Source organism: Streptomyces sp. NPDC050085 (assembly GCF_044460595.1).
In the GTDB taxonomy this organism is placed as follows: domain Bacteria; phylum Actinomycetota; class Actinomycetes; order Streptomycetales; family Streptomycetaceae; genus Streptomyces.
This window is the reverse complement of the sequence record NZ_JBITJZ010000011.1, coordinates 191601-213078: the sequence shown is the minus strand read 5'-3', so window position 1 is coordinate 213078 and position 21478 is coordinate 191601. Positions and strand designations below refer to the sequence as shown.

Genomic DNA, 21478 nt, shown 5'->3' with positions numbered 1-21478 from the left:
GTCGGGGCATGAGTGAGACTCCGGCCGACGTGCCGGCCCCGGCCGATGAGCCGTCGTACGAGCCCGCGGCCCCCGCCCCCCTCGGCATCGAGCGCACCCCCACCGGCAACGCCGAGGTGGACGCGCAGCTGGAGCGGCTCGGCGACGTGGACCACCTCGCGGCGGACGGACACGTCGAGGTGTACGAGGATGTACACCAGGGGCTGCGCACCGCGCTGACCGCGCTGGACGCCAGGCCCCAGCCGTCATCCTCGTACGAGCACAGGAGCTGAACCCAACGTGGCAGGTGTGGCACGTCGCCGCCTCGACGCCGAACTCGTCGTCCGGAAGCTGGCCCGCTCGCGCGAGCACGCCAGTCAGCTGATCGCCGAGGGGCGGGTCGCCGTCGGCAAGATCGTCGCGACCAAGTCCGCGACGCAGGTGGACACGGGTGTGTCGATCGTCGTCGCGTCGGACGACAGCGACCCCGAGTACGTCTCGCGCGGCGGGCACAAGCTCGCGGGCGCGCTGGCCGCCTTCGTGCCGCAGGGGCTCGTGGTGGAGGGGCGGCGGGCGCTCGACGCCGGCGCGTCCACCGGCGGCTTCACCGACGTCCTGCTGCGGTCCGGCGCCGCGCACGTCATGGCCGTCGACGTCGGATACGGGCAGCTCGCCTGGTCGCTGCAGAGCGACGACCGCGTCACCGTCAAGGACCGTACGAACGTGCGCGAGTTGACGCTGGACGCGATCGACGGCGTACCGGCGGACATCGTGGTCGGCGACCTGTCGTTCATCTCGCTCGGGCTCGTGCTGCCCGCCCTCGCGCGGTGCGCGGCGCCCGACGCGGACCTCGTCCTGATGGTCAAGCCGCAGTTCGAGGTCGGCAAGGAGCGCCTCGGCAGCGGCGGAGTCGTGCGCAGCCCCGAGCTGCGGGCCGAGGCCGTGCGCGAGGTCGCCGCGCAGGCGTTCCGGCTCGGGCTCGGCGTGCGTGGCGTGACCGCGAGCCCGCTGCCCGGGCCCTCCGGGAACGTCGAGTACTTTCTGTGGCTGCGTGCCGGGGCGCCCGAGGCGGACCCGGCCGACATCGACCGTGCAGTGGCGGAGGGGCCTCGTTGACACAGACCCGAGCTCGTACTGTTTTCCTGCTGGCGCACACCGGGCGGCCCGCGGCCATCCGCAGCGCCGAACTCGTCGTCCAGGGGCTGCTCCGCAGCGGCCTGGGCGTGCGCGTCCTGGAGGCGGAGGCGGCCGATCTGCCGCTGCCGCCCGAGGTGGAGCTGGTGAAGGAGGCGACCCCGGCCTGCCTGGACGCGTGCGAGCTGCTCATCGTGCTCGGCGGTGACGGGACGCTGCTGCGCGGCGCCGAGTTCGCGCGGGCGTCCGGCGTGCCGATGCTCGGGGTCAACCTGGGCCGGGTCGGCTTCCTCGCCGAGGCCGAGCGGGACGACCTGGACAAGGTCGTCGACCGGGTCGTCACCAAGGAGTACGAGGTCGAGGAGCGCATGACGATCGACGTCGTCGTGCACCGCAACGGAGACGTCGTGCACCGCGACTGGGCCCTGAACGAGGCCGCCGTGCAGAAGACCGAGCCCGAGCGGATGCTCGAGGTCGTCCTCGAGATCGACGGGCGGCCCGTCACCGGATTCGGCTGCGACGGAATCGTGTGCGCGACGCCCACCGGGTCGACCGCCTACGCCTTCTCGGCGGGCGGGCCCGTGGTGTGGCCCGAGGTCGAGGCGCTGCTGATGGTGCCGATCAGCGCCCACGCCCTGTTCGCCAAGCCCCTGGTCACGTCGCCGGATTCGGTGCTCGCCGTGGAGGTGCAGCCGCACACGCCGCAGGGAGTGCTGTGGTGCGACGGGCGGCGGACCGTGGAACTGCCCGCGGGGGCGCGGGTGGAGGTGCGGCGGGGGGCCGTGCCGGTGCGGCTCGCGCGGCTGCATCACGCCGTTTTCACCGACCGGCTCGTGGCCAAGTTCGCGCTGCCGGTGGCGGGGTGGCGCGGGGCGCCGAACTAGCCGCCCTCGACCGCCTCGACCGTATGTACCCCAACAACCGCATCAACCGCATCAACCGCATCAACCGCATCAACCCCATCAACCGGGTCAGCCCTGCAGGACCCGTACCGCCTGTCCGCGCATCGCCCAGCGCACCGGGACGCCCGTCGACGTGACCGTCAGGGCCGCTGTCGTCAGTGCGACGGCGGCGGCCAGGGACCACGGGACGTACGGGAACGGGGAACCGAAGGCGCTCGCGAGGATCGGGGCCAGCGTCACTCCCGCGATCGCCGCCCCGAGCAGCAGGGCCGTGCCCGCCACCACCAGCGCCTCCCAGAACGCCATCGCGGTGATCTGGCGGCGCTGGGAGCCGACGACGCGGAGCAGGGCCACGTCGCGGCGGCGTTCCAGGGAGATCATCGCCAGGGTGTTGGCCGAGGCGATGGCGGCGAAGCCCGCGTACAGGGCCGTGCCCATGTAGTCGAGCCACACCTCGCCGGGGCTGCCCGCCGAGCCCGTGACGTGCGCGGCCGTGGTCCGCAGGGCGATCTTCGTGACGCCGAAGCCGACGACCAGGACGAGCGGGACCACCGCGGCGGAGAAACGGCGGGGCTGCGAGCGGATGTTCAGCATCGCCAGCCGGGCGCCGGGCCCGATCCGGCCGATGAGCGCCGAGACCAGCCAGGCCGCCGGGCCGATCAGCCGCGGACCGAGCAGGCCCACGCCGACGCAGAACAGGATCAGGACCAGGAAGGCACCCTGGTTCGCGTCGTCCGCCGACTGCTGCGACAGGAGGACGGAGAGGAACCCGGCCCCCGCGAACGCCAGGACCCCGAGAGGGGCCCGCAGCAGGCCCAGGCGACGGCGGCCCGCCGCGGCCTCGTCCAGGGCGCGGGCCGGGCGCAGCAGCGAGAAGCGCAGCGAGGCCAGGAACGCCGCGATCGTCGTGGTCACGACCGCCACCGCGAGGCAGACGGGCAGCGCCAGCCAGGAGAAGCGGAACGGGACCGAGGCGGGGATCAGGTCGTGCGTGACCATCCCGTGGAACCAGAAGCGGGCCAGCACCCCGCCCGCCGCGAAGCCGAGCAGCGCCGCCGGTACGGACGCCACGAGCGCCTGGAGGGCCACCGCGCGGCGGACCTGGCGCGGGCGGGCGCCGATCGCGCGGACCAGGGCCAGTTCGCGGTGCTGCTGGGCGACGGCCGTGCCCATCGTGGAGACCACCACGAAAATCGACATGTAGATCGAGCCGATGAGGAGCACGGTCGCGATGTCGCCGACCCCGTTCGCCGTGATGGCGTGGCGGGCGGCCGCAGGGACGTCGTGCGTGCCGGTCGATACGAGGATCATCAGCGAGGCGCTCACCACGGTCGCCGCGAACAGTGCGGCCACCGCCGTCCCCACGAACGCCGGACGGTGGGCCTTGAGGGCTGCCTGCGCCAGTGCCGTACTCATGGGGTCAAGCGTGCGCGGACCGGTCCTGCCAAGGACATGGGGCGGGCCCGTCGATCATCCCGGGGGACAACCCCACCCCCACTCGCCCGGGTGAAGACCCTGTGTGCGGGGCCCGCGTCACCTGCTGATTCCCTCCCGGAGGCCAGGGCCCGTCGCACAGGTGGCCCCCGACCTCGTAAGGTCGTGTCCGTGTTGGAGGAGATGCGGATACGGTCGCTCGGAGTCATCGACGACGCGGTGGTCGAGCTGTCGCCCGGATTCACGGCGGTGACCGGTGAGACGGGCGCGGGCAAGACCATGGTCGTCACCAGCCTCGGGCTGCTGCTCGGGGGGCGGGCCGACCCGGCGCTCGTGCGGATCGGCGCGAAGAACGCGGTGGTCGAGGGGCGCGTCGCCGTGCCCGCGGGCTCCGGTGCGCAGACGCGTGCCGAGGAGGCCGGCGCCGAGCTGGAGGACGGGGTGCTGCTCGTCAGCCGTACCGTCTCCGCCGAGGGGCGCTCGCGGGCGCACCTGGGCGGGCGGTCCGTGCCGGTCGGCGTCCTCGCCGAGCTGGCGGACGACCTCGTCGCCGTGCACGGACAGACCGACCAGCAGGGCCTGTTGAAGCTCGGCCGGCAGCGCCAGGCGCTCGACCGGTACGCGGGGGACGCGGTCGCGAAGCCGCTCGCCAAGTACGCGGCCGTGTACAAGCGGCTCAAGCGCGTCAGCAACGAGCTCGACGAGATCACCACCCGGGCCCGTGAGCGGGCGCAGGAGGCCGATCTGCTGCGGTTCGGGCTCGACGAGATCGCCGCGGTCGAGCCGCGCGCCGGCGAGGACGTGGAGCTGGCCGAGGAGGCCTCGCGGCTCGGGCACGCGGAGGCGCTCGCCTCGGCGGCCACCGCCGCGCACGCCGCGCTCGCCGGAAACCCCGAGGACCCGGAGGGAGTCGACGCCACGACGCTGGTCGGCGGCGCCAACCGGGCCCTCGATGCCGTGCGTTCGCACGACCCCGCCCTCGCCACGCTCGCCGAGCGGATCGGCGAGGTGCAGATCCTGCTCACCGACGTCGCCGCCGAACTCGCCGGGTACGCCGACGACTTGGACGCCGACCCGCTGCGCCTGTCGGCCGTCGAGGAGCGCCGGGCCGCGCTCACCCAGCTCACGCGCAAGTACGGCGAGGACGTCGCCGCGGTGCTCGCGTGGGCCGAGACGAGCGCCGCGCGGCTGCTCGAACTCGACGGCGACGACGAGCGGATCGACGAGCTGACCGCCGAGCGCGAGTCGCTGCGCGGTGAACTCGGCGCGCTGGCCCAGGAGTTGACGGCCGCCCGCATCGAGGCCGCCGCCCGCTTCGCCGCCGCGGTCACCGAGGAACTGGCCTCGCTCGCCATGCCGCACGCCCGGATCTCCTTCGACATCCGGCAGACCGAGACCGGCGAGGGGGACGGCATCGAGGTCGAGGGACGGACCGTGATCGCCGGGCCCAGCGGCGTCGACGAGGTCGAGCTGCTGCTCGCCCCGCACCCCGGGGCCCTGCCCCGCCCCATCGCCAAGGGCGCCTCCGGCGGTGAACTGTCCCGCGTGATGCTCGCCGTCGAGGTCGTCTTCGCGGGCACCGACCCCGTGCCCACGTACCTCTTCGACGAGGTCGACGCCGGCGTCGGCGGCAAGGCCGCCGTCGAGATCGGCCGCCGCCTCGCCAAGCTCGCCAAGTCCGCGCAGGTCGTGGTCGTCACGCACCTCCCGCAGGTCGCGGCGTTCGCCGACCGGCAGCTGCTCGTCGAGAAGACGAACGACGGCTCCGTGACGCGCTCCGGCGTGACCGTCCTCGAAGGCGAGGACCGCGTACGGGAGTTGTCGCGGATGCTCGCGGGCCAGGAGGACTCCGAGACGGCCCGCGCGCACGCGGAGGAGCTGTTGGCGGCGGCGCGCGCCGATGCGTAACTCCCGGCCGTTCCAGGGTGACGGCATGATCGACGTCAGCCGCACCCTCCGCTCCGCCGCCCTCGCCGCAGGCGTCACGCGCACCGCGTGCGCCGCCCTCCGCCGTACGAAGCCGGGCGGCGCGGGCCGGTGGGAGCGGGCGAACCACGCGGGGCGCACCGTCGACCTGTGTGCCGGTCCCGCCGTCGCGGCAGGCGTCGCGGCGGGCGCCCTCGCCGCACAGCCGGGCACCCGCGCCGCCGCCCTCGTCGCCACGCTCGCGGCCGGAGCCTGTGGCGCGTACGACGACGTGGCCGGGGCGGGCGATCCGCGGCGCGGCTTCCGGGCGCACCTCGGGGCGCTGCGGCACGGCGAACTCACCAGCGGCGCCGTCAAGTTGTTCGGCATCTCGGCGGCCGGGCTCGTCGCCGGAGCCCTGCTCAAGGAACGCTCGGCCGACAAGGTGCTCGCGGGCGTCGTCGTCGCGGGCACGGCGCACCTCGTCAACCTCGTGGACGTACGCCCCGGGCGCGCCGCCCAACTCGCCCTCGCCCTGGGTGCGCCCGGACTGGTGCGCGGCCCGCTCGCCGCCGCGCCGATGGGCGCCGCCGCGGCCGTGCTCCCGGACGACCTCGCCGAACGCGGCATGCTCGGCGACGCCGGGGCGCACGCCCTCGGGGCCGCGCTCGGCGTCGCGATCGTCGCGGGCAACGGGCGAGCGGGCCTGGTGGCGCACGCCGCGGGGCTCGTCGCGGCGGCCGCGTACGGGGACCGGGTCAGTGCGCTCGCCAAGGGCACGGCAAGTGAGCCCACTTCACCCGTGTGAGTGATCCCGTGCGCCGTGTTGCCCGTGGCCGTGCGGTGCGGGACCGTGGCCGGTGCCGGAACGCCCGTACGGGCTGGCATCCTTGGCCCCGGCGGCATGTACGTACCCCAGACCTGCACCCTCCGTATACCTACGGACCTCAGTCCTCTGTCGACTGTCCGCCACCGACTGTCCTCTATCGACCAGGAGCCCCGCCGCGTGAGTCACGTGAGCAGCCACTCGGCACACGGCCAGTCGCCGTTGCGCACCGTGCAGGTGCTGGGCGGCGGCAGTGCGGGCAGCAGTGCCCATGTCCGGTCGCTCGCGGCCGGGTTGGTGGCCCGCGGGGTGCGCGTGACGGTGTGCGCGCCGTCCGAGGCCGAGCGCGCGTACGGGTTCGGGGGCGTCGGCGCCCACCACCTCGCGGTGCCCCGCAGCAGCGACCCCGCGTCCCTCGCCGCGCTCCGCGTGGCCTGCGCCGACGCCGACCTCGTGCACGCGCACGGACTGCACGCCGCGCTGCGCGCCTCCCTCGCGCTCAGCGGCCGCAGCGTCCCCCTCGTCGTCACCTGGCACACCCGGTCCTACGCGGAAGGCGCCCGCGCCCATCTGCTGCGGATGCTGGAGCGGCGCGTCGCCCGGGCCGCGTCCGTGGTCCTCGGCACCTCGTCCGACCTGGTCGACCGGGCCAGGGCGCGGGGCGCACGCGACGCGCGGCTCGCCGCGGTCTCCTTCCCGCCGCCGCGCGCTCCCGCCGGCAGCGCGGACGACGCCGAGCGCGCCCGCCTCAAGACCAGGGCCGAACTCGGCGCCGTGGACCGGCCGTTGCTGATGGCCGTCGGCAGCCTGGAGCGGCACCGCGGCTACGACGTACTGCTCGACGCCGCCCACGCATGGCTCGCCCTCGACCCGGCCCCGCTGCTCGTCATCGCGGGGGAGGGACCCGAGCGGGCCGGACTCCAAAGGCGCATCGAGAGCGAGGGGCTGCCCGTGCGGCTGCTCGGCCGGCGCGCTGACGTCGCCGAACTGCTCGGCGCCGCCGACCTCGCGGTGCTGCCCAGCAGCTGGGAGTCCCGCTCGCTGCTCGCGCAGGAGGCGCTGCACGCCCGGGTCCCGCTGGTGGCGACCGATGTCGGCGGCATCCCCGAACTCGTAGGAGAAGGCGCCGAGTTGGTGCCCTACGGGGATGCCCCTGCGCTGGCCCGGGCCGTCGAGCGGCTGCTGTCCGACGCAGACCGCCGCGCCGAACTCATGGAGCGGGGCGCCGCGCAGGCCGCGTCCTGGCCGACCGAGGACGCCACGATCACCCAAGTGCTCAGCGTCTACGACGAGTTGGCCGGCGGGTTCTGAGAGCCCGGTACTGACAGGCCCTACGGCACGTGCCGGCGGGCCCGCAGCGCCAGGCTCAGCGCGAGCACCGTCTGCGGGTCGTCGAGGTCCGTGCCGAGCAACTCCCCTATGCGCGCAAGGCGGTTGTAGAGGGTCTGCCGGTTCAGATGCAGCTCGCGCGCCGTCTCCGCCTTGCGGCCCGCGTGCGCCAGATACGTCTGCAGCGTGGGCAGCAGCGGCGGCTTCGACCTCTTGTCGTGCTCCCGCAGCGGACCGATCGCGCGCTCCACGAACGCCGAGAGGTCCGGATGGTCCCGAAGCCGCCACAGCAGCAGATCGATGTCCAGGCGCCGCGCGTCGTACCAGGGCCGGTCGTCCAGGCCCTGCGCCGCCGTCGCCGTCTCCGCCGCGTGCCGCAGGCCCGCGGCCGCCGCCGCCCAGCCGCCCGCACCGCCGACCACCACGACCGGCGCCTGGGTGCCCGCCCGCTGCATCCCGGCCCGCTCCACGCCGGCCCGCAGTGCCGCCGCGACCCGCTCCGCGACCGCCGTGCGCTCCGACTCCGAGCGCAGGCCGAGCAGCAGCGGCACCCGCCCCTCGACGGGCCGGACGCCCAGCAGGACCGGCACGCCGACCGAGGCCAGCTCCTCGGAGACGGCCCGCGCGAGGACCGCCCAGCCGCCACCCGGCGAAGGCCCCATCGAGGCCTCGGGCAGCCGCATCACCACGGGCAGCAGCGGGCCCTGGCCGGTCGGCTTGAAGCCCAGGACGCGGGCCTGCGCCGGGGCGTCCTCGGGGGTGATCCGGCCCTCGGCGAGATCGGTGAGGAAGTCGCCGCGTCCGCGTGCCGCCAGCTCCTCCTCCTGCCGGGCCTGCATCAGCACCACCGCGAGCGACCCGGCGGCCCGCTCGGCCGCGATCCGGTGCACGGGTGCGAGCGGCGCCGACACCGGGAGCAGCACGAGCCGCGCCCGCACGGACCCGGCCCCGGGGCCACCGCCCGGCACGTCCACCAGCACGGCCCCGCCCGGCGGTTCGTCCTGGTGCGTACCGCGCATCCCCTCCCACACCTGCAGGGGGTCGGCGACCTCGGAGTCGACCCCGGCCGCGTACAGCAGCTGCCCGTCGGCGGTCTCCAGGAACACCGGGTTGTTGCTGAACTCGGCCAGGATGCGCAGGACTTGAGGCACGCCACCGCCACCGAGCAGGGCGTTCGTGCACCGGCGGTGCACTTCCTCGGCCCGCTGCAGCAGCGCGTAGTGCCCGTTGACGATCTCGGTGTGGATCTCCTCGGTGACCGTCACGAACGGCACCTCGCGGTGCAGCTGCACCAGCGGAAGACCCGCCGCCCGCGCCGTCTCCACCAGCGCCGCGGGCAGCCGCGCGAACCGCTGCCCCAGCTCGATCACCAGCGCCGCGATGCCCCGCTCGGCCAGCTTGCGCACGAACGCGCGCTGCTCGGCGGGCCGCGTCCCGAGGCCGAACCCCGTGGTCAGCAGCAGCTCGCCACCCTTGAGCAGCGACGCGATGTTGGGCACCTCGCCCGCATGCACCCAGCGCACCGTCCGCTGCAGCCGCTCCCCGCCGGCCACCACCTCCGGCAGCCCGCTGCGCAGCCCCGGAAGCTCCAGGGCGCGCTGCACGGTGATGCCGCCGGGGGAGGAGAAGTCGGGGGAGGTGCTGTCCATGCAGCGGACGGTACCTGCGTGCGGGTTCCGGGAACATCTCCGGTCCGTTACGGGAGTGATCACCCGGCCGGATTCCGCGACAACTCGTCGTCCCGTGGCGGAAATTGCGCGACCTGCTGTCTGTTGTGGCGTACGTCACTTCCCCGCCACACTGACGCATTCGTACGCGTACCCCCAATCGATCTACGGATTTCGCAGCAGCTGCCCCCAGAGAGGGACGGAAATGCCAGAGACAGTGGAGAACGGCGCACACGGCACGACCCCCGGCGCACCCCCGGTCCAGCGCCTGAAGGCGAACTCGGTGGGGCTCGTCGGGGTGGTCTTCATGGCCGTCGCCACGGCCGCCCCCATCACCGCGATGACCGGCAACCTGCCCATCGCCGTCGGCTTCGGCAACGGCACGGGAGCCCCCGCCGGCTACCTCTTCGCCACGCTCGTCCTGACGGTGTTCTCCGTCGGCTACGTCGCCATGGCCAAGCGCATCACGGCGGCCGGCGCCTTCTACGGCTACATCTCGCACGGCCTCGGCCGCATCGCCGGCATGGCGTCGGGGATGCTCGCCGTCCTCGCGTACGTCGTGTTCGAGGCGTCGATCGTCGGCGTCTTCGCGTACTTCGCGAAGACCACGGTCCACGACCAACTCGGCCGGGACGTCCCGTGGATCGTCTACGCGGCGGCGATGCTCGCGGTCACGGCGGCCCTCTCCTACTTCGACATCAACCTCACCGCGAAGGCGCTCGGCGTGATGCTGATCGCCGAGATCGCGGTCCTCTTCGCGGTGGCGACGGCGGTCCTCGTCCACGGCGGCGGCCCCGACGGCATCCCGCTCGAACCGGTCAACCCCAAGAACGCCTTCACCGGTACGTCGGCGGGCCTCGGCCTCTTCTTCGCGTTCTGGTCCTGGGTCGGCTTCGAGTCGACGGCGATGTACGGCGAGGAGTCCCGCGACCCCAAGCGCGTCATCCCGAAGGCCACCCTGATCTCGGTGGTCGGCGTCGGCCTCTTCTACATCTACGTCTCCTGGATGACGATCGCGGGCAACGGCCTCGAGGGCTCCGTCAAGGTCTCCTCGGGCACCAGCCCGCTCGACCTCTTCTTCGACCCGGCGCACTCCTTCATCGGGGCGTGGGCGGTCGACGCGTTCCAATGGCTGCTGATCACCGGGTCGTTCGCCTGCGGCATGGCCTTCCACCAGTGCGCGTCCCGCTACCTGTACGCGATCGGCCGCGAGGGCTTCCTCCACCCGGCGCTCGGCCGCACGCACCGCGTGCACGGCTCCCCGTACATCGCCTCGTTCGTCCAGTCGGTGATCGCCGTCGCCATCGTGGCGGCCTTCTGGCTCACCGGCCAGGACCCGTACGTCCACCTGTACACGCTGCTCGCGATCCTGGGCACGATGGCGATCCTCATCGTCCAGACGCTGTGCTCGTTCGCCGTGATCGGCTACTTCCGCCACCACCACCCGGAGGACCGGCACTGGTTCAGGACCCTGGTGGCCCCGCTCCTCGGCGGCATCGGCATGATCGTGGTGGTCGTGCTCCTGGTCCTGAACATGGACACGGCGGCCGGTACGGCCGCCGGTTCCCTCTTCTTCAAGGCGATCCCGTGGATCGTGGGAGTCGTCTTCTTCGGCGGCCTCGGCCTCGGGTACTACCTCAAGTCCCGCCGCCCGGAGCGCTACGAGGTGATCGGCCGCATCGTCCTGGAGGATGCGGCCGAACGCTCCGAACCACGGGAGCCGGCGCTGAGCTAACCGCCGTACGCCCCGCTCGCCGTCAGCCGCAGTGCCGTGTCGATCAGCGGCACGTGGCTGAAGGCCTGCGGGAAGTTGCCGACCTGCCGCTTCAGGCGCGGGTCCCACTCCTCGGCGAGCAGCCCCAGGTCGTTGCGGAGGTCGAGCAGCTTCTCGAAGAGCTTGCGGGCCTCGTCGACCCGGCCGATCATCGCGAGGTCGTCGGCCATCCAGAACGAACAGGCGAGGAACGCCCCCTCGTCACCGGGGAGCCCGTCGACGCCCGCGTTGTCGCCGTCGGTCGGGTAGCGCAGGATGAACCCGTCCGGCGTCGACAGCTCCCGCTGGATCGCCTCGATCGTCCCGATGACGCGCTTGTCGTCGGGCGGCAGGAAGCCCATCTGCGGGATCAACAGCAGGGAGGCGTCCAGCTCCTTGCTGCCGTACGACTGCGTGAAGGTGTTGCGCTCCTTGTCGTAGCCCTTCTCGCAGACGTCCCGGTGGATGTCGTCGCGCAGATCGCGCCACTTCTCCAGCGGACCGTCCGCGTCACCGGACTCGATGAGCTTGATGGTGCGGTCGACGGCCACCCATGCCATCACCTTCGAGTGCACGAAGTGCCGCCGCGGCCCGCGCACCTCCCAGATGCCCTCGTCGGGCTCGTCCCAGTGCCCCTCGAGGTAGCGGATGAGCTTCAACTGGAGCAGCGAGGCGTAGTCGTTGCGGGTCAGGCCCGTCATGTGCGCGAGGTGCAGGGCCTCGGTGACCTCGCCGTACACGTCGAGCTGCAGCTGGTGCGCCGCCCCGTTCCCGACGCGGACCGGCGCCGAATTCTCGTACCCGGGAAGCCAGTCGAGCTCCGCCTCGCCCAACTCCCGCTCGCCCGCGATCCCGTACATGATCTGCAGGTTCTCCGGGTCGCCCGCCACGGCCCGCAGCAGCCACTCGCGCCAGGCGCGGGCCTCCTCGCGGTAGCCCGTGCGCAGCAGCGACGACAGGGTGATGGCCGCGTCCCGCAGCCACGTGTACCGGTAGTCCCAGTTCCGTACGCCGCCGATCTCCTCCGGCAGCGAGGTGGTGGGCGCGGCGACGATGCCGCCGGTCGGCGCGTACGTCAGCGCCTTCAGCGTGATCAGCGAGCGCACCACGGACTCGCGGTAGGGCCCGTGGTACGTGCACTGCTCGACCCAGTCGCGCCAGAACTCCTCGGTCGCCTCCAGCGAACCCTGCGGGTCCGGCAGCGGCGGCGGCTCGTGGTGCGAGGGCTGCCAGGTGATCGTGAAGGTGATCTTGTCGCCGGGCGCCACGGTGAAGTCGGCGTACGTCGTCAGGTCCTTGCCGTACGTCTCCGTGTCCGCGTCCAGCCACACGGAGTCGGGCCCGGCCACCGCGACCGTACGTCCGTCCGCCTTGTGCACCCAGGGGGTGATCCGCCCGTACGAGAACCGCATGCGCAGCGCCGAACGCATCGGCACCCGCCCGCTGATGCCCTCCACGACCCGGGTCAGCTGGGGCGCACCGTCACGCGGCGGCATGTAGTCCGTGATCCGGACCGTGCCGCGCGGGGTGTCCCACTCGGAGTCGAGGATCAGCGAGTCACCGCGGTACGTGCGCCGCGTCGCGCTGGGTGGCTGCGCGTCCGCCGCGTGCGCGGGGCCCAGGCGCCAGAAGCCGTGGTCCTCGGTGCCGAGCAGCCCGGCGAAAATGGCGTGCGAGTCGAAGCGGGGCAGGCACAGCCAGTCGACTGTGCCGTCCCGGCAGACCAGGGCTGCGGTCTGCATGTCTCCGATGAGTGCGTAATCCTCGATGCGCCCGGCCACGTGCATCTCCAGTCGAACGGCCACGTGCGCCCCCGGAAGAACGGGGGCCAACGGTCAAGTGGGGTCAACGGTCAAGTCAACGGTCAATGGGGGAGTCAACGGATCGTCGAGATTCGTCATGCTGATACGTCGTTGTCAAACGAACTGACGAGCCGGTTGTTCCGGCGCAGCCACCGGCGATCGGGCTTCGTGATCCGGTGAACGGTCGGGAACGGACAGGGGTGTTGCCGTTGTGGTGCCGTTGTCCTGCGTGACTCGCCAGCCGAGTGTCCGAGCAGGATACGACGCACCCAAGTGATCCGCGTGCCGCTCGCGGCAACGCGTCTGGGCCGAACGGGTGAGCGTCGGGTGACCAGGTCGTGCGCCTGTGGCGGCGCATGCGCGGAGCGTGGCCGGAAGCAGCCTCGTCCCGTCGCTGATACCCTGGTAGCCCGTGAGCCGGTGGTCATAGAACCCCCGAACCGCAGCGACGGCGCCTCCCGCAAAACGGGACGGATCGCCGGCACGCACCCCAGACCGCGACCACGGGAGCCCCCTCTTGGCCATGCAGCCGAAATCTTCGACGACCAAGCACATCTTCGTCACCGGGGGTGTCGCCTCCTCTCTCGGCAAGGGGCTGACCGCCTCCAGCCTCGGCATGCTGCTCAAGGCGCGGGGCCTCCGGGTCGTCATGCAGAAGCTCGATCCGTACCTGAACGTCGACCCGGGCACGATGAACCCCTTCCAGCACGGTGAGGTGTTCGTCACGAACGACGGCGCTGAGACCGACCTGGACATCGGACACTACGAGCGCTTCCTCGACCGTGACTTGGACGGCAGTGCGAACGTCACTACAGGCCAGGTCTACTCGCAGGTCATCGCCAAGGAGCGGCGCGGCGAATACCTCGGCGACACCGTCCAGGTCATCCCGCACATCACGAACGAGATCAAGCACCGCATCCGCCGCATGGCGACGGACGAGGTCGACGTCGTCATCACCGAGGTCGGCGGCACGGTCGGCGACATCGAGTCGCTGCCGTTCCTGGAGACCGTCCGCCAGGTCCGCCACGAGGTCGGCCGGGACAACGTGTTCGTGGTCCACATCTCGCTGCTGCCCTACATCGGCCCCTCCGGCGAGCTGAAGACCAAGCCCACCCAGCACTCCGTGGCCGCCCTGCGCAACATCGGTATCCAGCCGGACGCCATCGTGCTGCGCTGCGACCGCGAGGTCCCGACCGCCATCAAGCGCAAGATCTCGCTGATGTGCGACGTCGACGAGGACGCCGTGGTCGCGTGCCCCGACGCCCGCTCGATCTACGACATCCCGAAGACCGTGCACGGCGAGGGCCTGGACGCGTACGTCGTCCGCAAGCTGGACCTGCCGTTCCGCGACGTGGACTGGACGACCTGGGACGACCTGCTCGACCGCGTCCACAACCCCGACCACGAGATCGTCATGGCCCTGGTCGGCAAGTACATCGACCTGCCCGACGCCTACCTCTCGGTGACCGAGGCGCTGCGCGCCGGCGGCTTCGCCAACAAGGCCCGCGTCAAGATCAAGTGGGTCACCTCCGACGACTGCAAGACCCCGGCCGGCGCCAAGAAGCAGCTCGGTGACGTGGACGCGATCTGCATCCCCGGCGGCTTCGGCGACCGCGGTGTGTCCGGCAAGGTCGGCGCGATCCAGTTCGCCCGCGAGAACAAGATCCCGCTGCTCGGCCTCTGCCTCGGCCTGCAGTGCACCGTGATCGAGGCGGCCCGGAACCTGGCCGACATCCCCGACGCGAACTCGACCGAGTTCGACGCCGCCACCGCCCACCCGGTCATCTCCACCATGGCCGAGCAGCTCGACATCGTCGCCGGTGAGGGCGACATGGGCGGCACCATGCGGCTCGGCATGTACCCGGCCAAGCTCGCCGAGGGCTCCATCGTGCGCGAGGTGTACGACGGCAAGGAGTACGTCGAGGAGCGCCACCGCCACCGCTACGAGGTGAACAACGCCTACCGCGCCGAGCTCGAGAAGAAGGCCGGACTGCAGTTCTCCGGCCTCTCCCCGGACGGCAAGCTCGTCGAGTACGTCGAGTACCCGCGCGAGATCCACCCCTACCTGGTCGCCACCCAGGCGCACCCGGAGCTGCGCTCGCGCCCGACGCGCCCGCACCCGCTGTTCGCCGGTCTGGTGAAGGCCGCCGTCGAGCGCAAGGTGGCCGCCGCCGCGGGGGCCAAGAAGGCCAAGTAAGGGCTCTCAGGGGCCTGTAACACAGGCGATGTACGGTAACCGGGGTGCGTGCCTTTTGAGGCACGTGCCCCGGTTTTCTTGTGCGTACGTGGGAGGACGTTCCGGCATGACGACGATTCTGGACACCGCCGAGCAGTGGGAGGTCCGGGCGACCGCGACCCCGTTCGTCGGGAACAAGACCTCGGTGCGTACGGACGACGTGGTCATGCCCGACGGATCGGTCGCCCGGCGCGACTACCAGGTCCACCCCGGCTCGGTGGCCGTGCTCGCCCTGGACGACCAGGGCCGGGTGCTGATCCTGAAGCAGTACCGCCACCCCGTCGGCATGAAGCTGTGGGAGATCCCGGCCGGACTCCTCGACGTCCCCGGCGAGAACCCGCTGCACGCGGCGCAGCGCGAGCTGTACGAGGAGGCGCACGTCAAGGCCGAGGACTGGCGCGTCCTCACCGACGTGTACACGACGCCGGGCGGCTGCTCCGAGGCCGTACGGATCTTCCTGGCCCGTGATCTCTCCGAGGCGGAGGGGGAGCGGTTCGAGGTGGAGGACGAGGAGGCGGACATGGAGTTCGCGCGGGTGCCTCTGGCCGAGCTGGTTCGGGGGGTGCTCGGGGGTGAGCTGCACAACAACTGCCTTGTGGTGGGGGTGCTTTCGCTGAGCGCGGCTCTGGCGGGTGACGGGGTCGAGGCCCTGCGTCCCGCGGAGGCGGAGTGGCCCGCGAGGCCGTTCGAGGCCTAGTCGCCGTAGCTGTGCCGGTTCGGTTGGCGGGTGCGGCTTTCGTCGTGGCTGGTCGCGCAGTTCCCCGCGCGCCTGAAGGCTTGCGGCTGCGCCGCTCGCCTCCATCGACGTACCCGCACCCGTCGACACGGCGCCAGTCCGACCATCCGCTGATCCGATCGGGGGATTCGGCGGCGCCGCTCGCCAAGGAGAGGCTCACCCCCTGAACTAGGCTCGGAATCGCCCCTGCCGACCCCCGGAGGGGATCGGTGGACGGAGCGTGGCCCGTGACGGAGCAGGCGGTCGAGTCGGACGGCGTAACGGCGGTCGAGGCGTCCTCGGATCCGTCCCGCAAGCGGCGTCGAACCCGCCGCGGGCAAGACGTGACGGAGCCTCAGTTCCTGGGGCGCAGGCGGGAGTTGAAGGAGCTCAGGTCCGACATCGAGCGGGCCGGACTCGACACCCTGTCGGGGCGGAAGGCGCCGCGCGCCCGGGTCCTGCTGATCGCGGGACGCCCCGGCACCGGCCGCACCGCCCTCGCCGAGGAACTGCTGCGCCAGGTCGCCGACGCGTACCCGGACGGCGTGTTGCGCACCCGGCTGACCGCCCCGGACGGCACCCCCGTGCCGACCGAGCGCGTCGCCCGTGACCTGCTGAACGCGCTGGAGCTGCCCGCGCCGCCCGGCGAGAGCGCCGACGACCTCACGGAGCGGCTGCGCGAGGGGCTCTCCGTGCGCCGCGTCGTGCTGCTCCTCGACGACGCCGGTGACGCCGAGCAGGTCGACCCGCTGCTCCCGGACTCCCCGGACTGCCTCGTCGTGGCCGTCGCCGAAGGGCCGCTGACCGGCATCCCCGACGTACGGCCGTGCACGCTCGGCGGGCTCGACACCAAGTCCGCGCTCGAACTGCTGACCCGGCACACCGGGTCCGTCCGGGTCACCTGCGACCCGCGCTCCGCCGAGTCCCTGGTCGAGCTGTGCGGCGCCGAGCCCGCCACCCTGGAGATCGCCGGCGGCTGGCTCGCCGTACGCCCGAAGGAGTCCGTGGCCGACCTGGCCAAGCAGTTGCACGCGCTCGACGGCGACGGGCCCGCCCTCGCCCGGGTGTTCCGGCACTCCTACGCGTCCCTGCCCGGGCCCGCCGCCCGGATACTGCGATACCTGTCGCTCGCCCCCGAGGGCTGCGTCGACCCGCACACCGCGTCCGCGCTCGCCGGCTGCTCGGTGTCCGCCGCCCGCACGACCCTGGACGACTTCGTGACGCTCGGCCTCGTCCGGGCCGTCGACTCGGAGCTGCCCCAGTACGAGGTGCCCGGCTGCCTGGTGCCGCTGCTGCGCGGACTCACCGAGACCCTGGACCGGCCCGCCGAGGTGCAGCTGGCCCGCGCCCGGATGCTGGAGCGGACCGTGCGGCTGCTCACCTCCTGCCGCGCCGTCACCGAGCCCGACGGCTCCCCGGCCCGCAAGAAGCTCGCGGGGCTGCCCAGCGCCCTGCGGTTCGCCGACCCGGAAGCGGGCGCGGAGTGGCTGCGCGTACGGCAGCCCGCGCTGCTCGCGTCGGCCCGACTGGCCGTGGCGGACGGGGAGTTGGACACCCTGGCGCGGCGGCTCATGGCCGCTCTCGTGCGGGCGATGGTGGCGCACCGGGGGACCGAGGCCGCCGCTCCCGAGCTGTACGGGATCCACCGGCTCGTGCTCGACGTGGCCGAGCGGCGGAACCTGCCGAGGGAGAAGGCGGCCGCGCTGCTCAACCTCGCCGATCTGGATGCCCAGACCGGTCGTACGCAGGAGGCCCTCGCCCGCTACCGGGCCGCGCTCGACGCCGGGCGGGTCGCGCAGGACCCGTACGCGACGGGCCGCGCGATGGAATCCGTAGGCGGCGCCTACCAGGAGCTGGGGGACTGGCAGCGGGCCGCCGACTGGTACGGCCGCGCCCTCGCCCAGCGCCTCACCCGGAGCGAGCGGGCCGACGCCGCGCGCCTGCACGGACGCATCGCCGCGGTCCACACGTACGCGGGGCGCTACGGCGAGGCGCTGCGCGGCTGGCGCTCGGCCGTCGCCGGGTACCGCAAGGAGGGCGACGTGGCCGCCCAGGCGCGGGCCCTGAGCGAACTGGCCCGGGTGCAGGAGTACGCGGGGCGGCCCGACGAGTCGCTGTACACCTGCCAGGAGGCCGTCGAGTGGGCGCGCCAGGCCAAGGACGTACGCCTGCAGGCGGCGCTCCAGCTGCGGCTCGCGGACACGCTGGAGCGGCTCGGCGACCCCGCCGCGGCCAAGCTGCACCGGGGTGCCGCCGAGCGCATGCTGGGGGAGGAGATGCCTGGTGGCCCCGCAGACGGGGCAGCGGAAGCAAACCCTTCGGAACGAGCCGCTAACACCTGCGAAATCCGTAGTGCATCCGCGAAAGATTGATGCATCGAAAGGCTAGACAGCTCGACAACCTTCATTAGACTGGCTCCGCCGCGTACTTCCGTGGTGTCTCCCGGTGTGTCCTTCGGCGCACTGGTATGCAGTGCATTGCCCGAGATATCCCCTGAGCCAAGGACCGTGATCGACGATGAAGGTCGGCATCCCCCGCGAGGTCAAGAACAACGAGTTCCGGGTGGCCATCACCCCCGCCGGTGTGCACGAGCTGGTGCGCCACGGCCACCAGGTCTTCATCGAGCGGGACGCCGGTGTGGGTTCCTCGATCACGGACGCCGAGTACGTCTCGGCGGGCGCGCAGATCCTCGGCACCGCCGACGAGGTCTGGGCCACGGCCGACCTGCTCCTGAAGGTCAAGGAGCCGATCGCCGAGGAGTACCACCGCCTCCGCAAGGACCAGACGCTCTTCACGTACCTGCACCTGGCCGCGTCCAAGGAGTGCACCGACGCGCTCCTGGAGTCGGGCACGACCGCGATCGCGTACGAGACGGTCGAGACCGCGAACCGTCAACTGCCGCTGCTCGCCCCGATGTCCGAGGTCGCGGGCCGCCTCGCCCCGCAGGTCGGCGCCTACCACCTGATGGCCGCCAACGGCGGCCGCGGCGTGCTGCCCGGCGGTGTCCCCGGTGTCGCCGCCGGCAAGGCCGTCGTCATCGGCGGCGGTGTCTCCGGCTGGAACGCCGCGCAGATCGCCATCGGCATGGGCTTCCACGTGACCCTGCTCGACAAGGACATCAACAAGCTCAAGGAAGCCGACAAGATCTTCGGCACGAAGATCCAGACCGTCGTCTCCAACGCCTTCGAGCTCGAGAAGGCCTGCCTCGACGCCGACCTCGTCGTCGGTGCCGTCCTCATCCCGGGCGCCAAGGCCCCCAAGCTCGTCACCAACGAGCTCGTCTCGCGGATGAAGCCGGGAAGTGTCCTTGTCGACATCGCGATCGACCAGGGCGGCTGCTTCGAGGACTCGCACCCGACGACGCACGCCGAGCCGACCTTCCCGGTCCACAACTCGGTCTTCTACTGCGTCGCCAACATGCCGGGCGCCGTGCCCAACACGTCGACGTACGCGCTGACGAACGCGACGCTGCCGTACATCGTGGAGCTGGCCAACCGCGGCTGGGTCGAGGCGCTGCGCCGTGACCCCGCGCTCGCCCTGGGCCTCAACACCCATGACGGCAAGGTCGTTTACAAGGAGGTCGCCGAGGCGCACGGCCTCGAGCACCTGGAGCTCGAGACCCTGCTCGGCTGACTTTCCGACCGACCTCGTCAACGAGAGTCGTCAATCTCACGCCAACGGCCGGACCTTGTGAGGGGTCCGGCCGTACGTGTAGGGAAGCGGCATGGGTACGGACATGCTCAACTCGCCTTGAACGTAACCCTTTAACCGATTCGCGCAGCCGTGAAACACACCGAAGAACCGTCGCACGCCCTTGACATGAGGGTGTTCGGTTGTCGCTGAAGTGCCGACACATCGTGCCGGGTCCGGCGGATTGTGTTGCTGCGGAGTGGTGACACGCCATAGAGTCGCCAACCGTCGGCATGGTGCCACGCTGACCTATCGATAAATGTTCCTGGTCACATCCAAGGAGGTAAGACGACTTGTGAATGAGTCGACATTTACTCCCGGAGGTGGCCAGCCAGGCGGACAGGTTCCCGCGGGGCTTCAGGCTGTCGGCTCCGTCGCTGTGCGTACCTTCGCGGCCCAGCAGAGCAGTTACCCGGGCAGCCCCCAGCAGACGCCGACGCAGACAGCACACCAGAGCATGGATGGCCATCACGTGAACGCCATGGCCGGCGACCGAAGCGGCGACACACGAAGCCACTTCGCCGACTACGACGAACTGTCCCCCGAGGGGCACTTCTACGACCCCGACGCCGAATACGAGCCCGACCCCGAATACGCGGCCACGCTCGCCCCGGACGCTGCACGCCAGCGCCGTGAGCGCGTCGGCCCCACCGGGCGTCCGCTGCCGTACTTCCCGATTCCAGGACCGCTGACCGACCACGGCCCCGCGAAGATCATCGCGATGTGCAACCAGAAGGGCGGCGTGGGCAAGACGACGTCGACCATCAACCTGGGCGCCGCACTTGCCGAATACGGCCGCCGGGTCCTGCTCGTCGACTTCGACCCGCAGGGTGCCCTGTCGGTCGGGCTCGGCGTGAACCCGATGGAACTCGACCTGACGGTCTACAACCTGCTCATGGAGCGGGGGATGTCCGCGGACGAGGTCCTGCTGAAGACCGCCGTCCCGAACATGGACCTGCTCCCCAGCAACATCGACTTGTCGGCTGCCGAAGTGCAGTTGGTGAGCGAGGTGGCCCGAGAGTCCACGCTGCAGCGGGCGTTGAAGCCGCTGATGGCCGACTACGACTACATCGTGATCGACTGCCAGCCCTCGCTCGGCCTGCTGACCGTGAACGCGCTGACGGCCGCTCACAAGGTCATCGTCCCGCTGGAGTGCGAGTTCTTCGCGCTGCGCGGTGTCGCCCTGCTGACCGAGACCATCGAGAAGGTCCAGGAGCGGCTCAACCCCGACCTGGAGCTCGACGGCATCCTCGCGACGATGTACGACTCGCGCACGGTGCACAGCCGCGAGGTGCTCGCCCGGGTGGTCGAGGCGTTCGACGATCACGTCTACCACACCGTGATCGGCCGGACCGTGCGCTTCCCGGAGACCACCGTCGCCGGTGAGCCGATCACCACGTACGCCTCGAACTCCGTCGGTGCCGCCGCCTATCGCCAGCTCGCCAGGGAGGTGCTCGCCCGGTGTCACGCCGAGTGAGTCTGCCGGGGGCCGACGAACTGTTCCGTACGACCGGGGGAATGGCACTGCAGGCGTCCTCGCCGAGGCGCCCGGCGAACGGCGAGGCGCGGGTACCGGGCCCTGCCGGGGAGAGCGACGAGGCGGCCGCCGCGGCGCCCGCCGCCGAGGACGGTGACGCGGACTCCGGGTCCGCCGCCTCTGGTGAACACACCGCTTCCGAGGCCGAGTCGGACGCCGGCTCGCGCAGTCGCGGCGCCGGGGCGGAGACCGGCAAGCGCTCTTCGAACGGCGCGCAGGAAGGTTCTGGCAACGGTCGTGGCACGGCCGCGGCGCGGCGTCGGTCCCGTGCGGCCAATCGCCGGCCCAGCGGCCGTGAGCGGCACGACGAGAAGATCACCGTGTACGTCTCCGCCGAGGAGCTGATGGACCTCGAGCACGCGCGTCTGGTGCTGCGCGGGGAGCACGGGCTCGCCGTCGACCGGGGCCGCATCGTGCGCGAGGCCGTCGCCGTGGTCCTCGCCGACCTGGAGTCGCGCGGCGACGCGAGCATTCTCGTACGCAGGCTGCGCGGGCGGTAGCCTCCGGCATTGTGCCTGTGAACGATTCCGCCTCCCTCACGCCTGACCGGGGTGCGCGTCGGCGTGCGC

16 protein-coding genes are annotated in these 21478 nt (G+C 72.0%); 13 read left to right on the top strand and 3 right to left on the bottom strand.

The annotated features are described in order from the left end of the window. Window positions 1–8 precede the first annotated feature (8 nt). From ACIBUY_RS32715 to ACIBUY_RS32705, 3 genes are read left to right on the top strand one after another with little or no spacing between them, the layout of a single operon-like run. Complete coding sequence (locus tag ACIBUY_RS32715; protein WP_365567017.1) at window positions 9–272, top strand: hypothetical protein; 264 nt, start codon at window positions 9–11, stop codon at window positions 270–272. Window positions 273–279: 7 nt separating this feature from the next. After that, the gene (locus ACIBUY_RS32710) at window positions 280–1095 is read left to right on the top strand and encodes a TlyA family RNA methyltransferase (RefSeq protein WP_365567018.1); all 816 of its coding nucleotides are present in this window, start codon (window positions 280–282) and stop codon (window positions 1093–1095) included. Beyond that, on the top strand, window positions 1092–1997 hold the full coding sequence (locus tag ACIBUY_RS32705) for an NAD kinase (protein WP_365567019.1): 906 nt from the start codon (window positions 1092–1094) through the stop codon (window positions 1995–1997). The genes ACIBUY_RS32710 and ACIBUY_RS32705 overlap by 4 nt, the downstream gene beginning before the upstream one ends. An 87-nt stretch (window positions 1998–2084) precedes the next feature. On the opposite strand, the gene ACIBUY_RS32700 is transcribed toward ACIBUY_RS32705, so the two are convergent. Beyond that, on the bottom strand, window positions 2085–3431 hold the full coding sequence (locus ACIBUY_RS32700; RefSeq protein ID WP_399154529.1) for an FtsX-like permease family protein: 1347 nt from the start codon (window positions 3429–3431) through the stop codon (window positions 2085–2087). 201 nt (window positions 3432–3632) lie between these two features. Between ACIBUY_RS32700 and recN the strand changes: the two genes are divergently transcribed. The 3 genes from recN to ACIBUY_RS32685 all read left to right on the top strand — a co-directional run bounded on the left by recN (window position 3633) and on the right by ACIBUY_RS32685 (window position 7491). Next, a complete protein-coding gene (gene recN, locus ACIBUY_RS32695) occupies window positions 3633–5357 on the top strand; it encodes a DNA repair protein RecN (RefSeq protein WP_399154539.1) in 1725 nt (574 codons plus the stop codon). Window positions 5358–5382: 25 nt separating this feature from the next. Beyond that, window positions 5383–6162, top strand: a complete 780-nt coding sequence (locus tag ACIBUY_RS32690) for a hypothetical protein (protein ID WP_365567021.1) — start codon at window positions 5383–5385, stop codon at window positions 6160–6162. Between the two features lie 198 nt (window positions 6163–6360). Then, window positions 6361–7491, top strand: a complete 1131-nt coding sequence (locus ACIBUY_RS32685; RefSeq protein ID WP_365567022.1) for a glycosyltransferase family 4 protein — start codon at window positions 6361–6363, stop codon at window positions 7489–7491. 20 nt (window positions 7492–7511) lie between these two features. Here ACIBUY_RS32685 and ACIBUY_RS32680 read toward each other — a convergent pair whose 3' ends face one another. Continuing rightward, the gene (locus ACIBUY_RS32680) at window positions 7512–9158 is read right to left on the bottom strand and encodes a PucR family transcriptional regulator (protein ID WP_365567023.1); all 1647 of its coding nucleotides are present in this window, start codon (window positions 9156–9158) and stop codon (window positions 7512–7514) included. 223 nt (window positions 9159–9381) lie between these two features. Here ACIBUY_RS32680 and ACIBUY_RS32675 point away from each other — a divergent pair, with 223 nt between their 5' ends. Continuing rightward, window positions 9382–10911 carry an APC family permease gene (locus tag ACIBUY_RS32675; protein WP_365567024.1) on the top strand — a complete coding sequence of 510 codons (1530 nt, stop codon included), beginning with the start codon at window positions 9382–9384 and terminating at the stop codon, window positions 10909–10911. Here ACIBUY_RS32675 and ACIBUY_RS32670 read toward each other — a convergent pair. Continuing rightward, the gene (locus tag ACIBUY_RS32670) at window positions 10908–12710 is read right to left on the bottom strand and encodes a glycoside hydrolase family 15 protein (RefSeq protein WP_365567166.1); all 1803 of its coding nucleotides are present in this window, start codon (window positions 12708–12710) and stop codon (window positions 10908–10910) included. The genes ACIBUY_RS32675 and ACIBUY_RS32670 overlap by 4 nt on opposite strands. 544 nt (window positions 12711–13254) lie before the next feature. Between ACIBUY_RS32670 and ACIBUY_RS32665 the strand changes: the two genes are divergently transcribed. From ACIBUY_RS32665 to ACIBUY_RS32640, 6 genes are all read left to right on the top strand, one after another. Further along, the gene (locus ACIBUY_RS32665) at window positions 13255–14928 is read left to right on the top strand and encodes a CTP synthase (RefSeq protein WP_365513908.1); all 1674 of its coding nucleotides are present in this window, start codon (window positions 13255–13257) and stop codon (window positions 14926–14928) included. A gap of 106 nt (window positions 14929–15034) precedes the next feature. Beyond that, a complete protein-coding gene (locus tag ACIBUY_RS32660; RefSeq protein WP_365567025.1) occupies window positions 15035–15664 on the top strand; it encodes an NUDIX hydrolase in 630 nt (209 codons plus the stop codon). A gap of 266 nt (window positions 15665–15930) precedes the next feature. Next, a complete protein-coding gene (locus ACIBUY_RS32655; RefSeq protein WP_399154528.1) occupies window positions 15931–18054 on the top strand; it encodes a tetratricopeptide repeat protein in 2124 nt (707 codons plus the stop codon). Window positions 18055–18199: 145 nt separating this feature from the next. Beyond that, window positions 18200–19315: an alanine dehydrogenase gene (gene ald / locus ACIBUY_RS32650; protein ID WP_365567027.1), complete on the top strand. Its 1116-nt coding sequence runs from the start codon at window positions 18200–18202 to the stop codon at window positions 19313–19315. Window positions 19316–19667: 352 nt separating this feature from the next. Further along, complete coding sequence (locus tag ACIBUY_RS32645) at window positions 19668–20849, top strand: ParA family protein (RefSeq protein WP_365567028.1); 1182 nt, start codon at window positions 19668–19670, stop codon at window positions 20847–20849. After that, window positions 20834–21409 (top strand): hypothetical protein, encoded by a 576-nt coding sequence (locus ACIBUY_RS32640; RefSeq protein ID WP_365567029.1) that lies wholly within the window; start codon window positions 20834–20836, stop codon window positions 21407–21409. Before ACIBUY_RS32645 ends, ACIBUY_RS32640 begins: the two co-directional genes overlap by 16 nt. The last annotated feature ends 69 nt before the right edge of the window (window positions 21410–21478 follow it).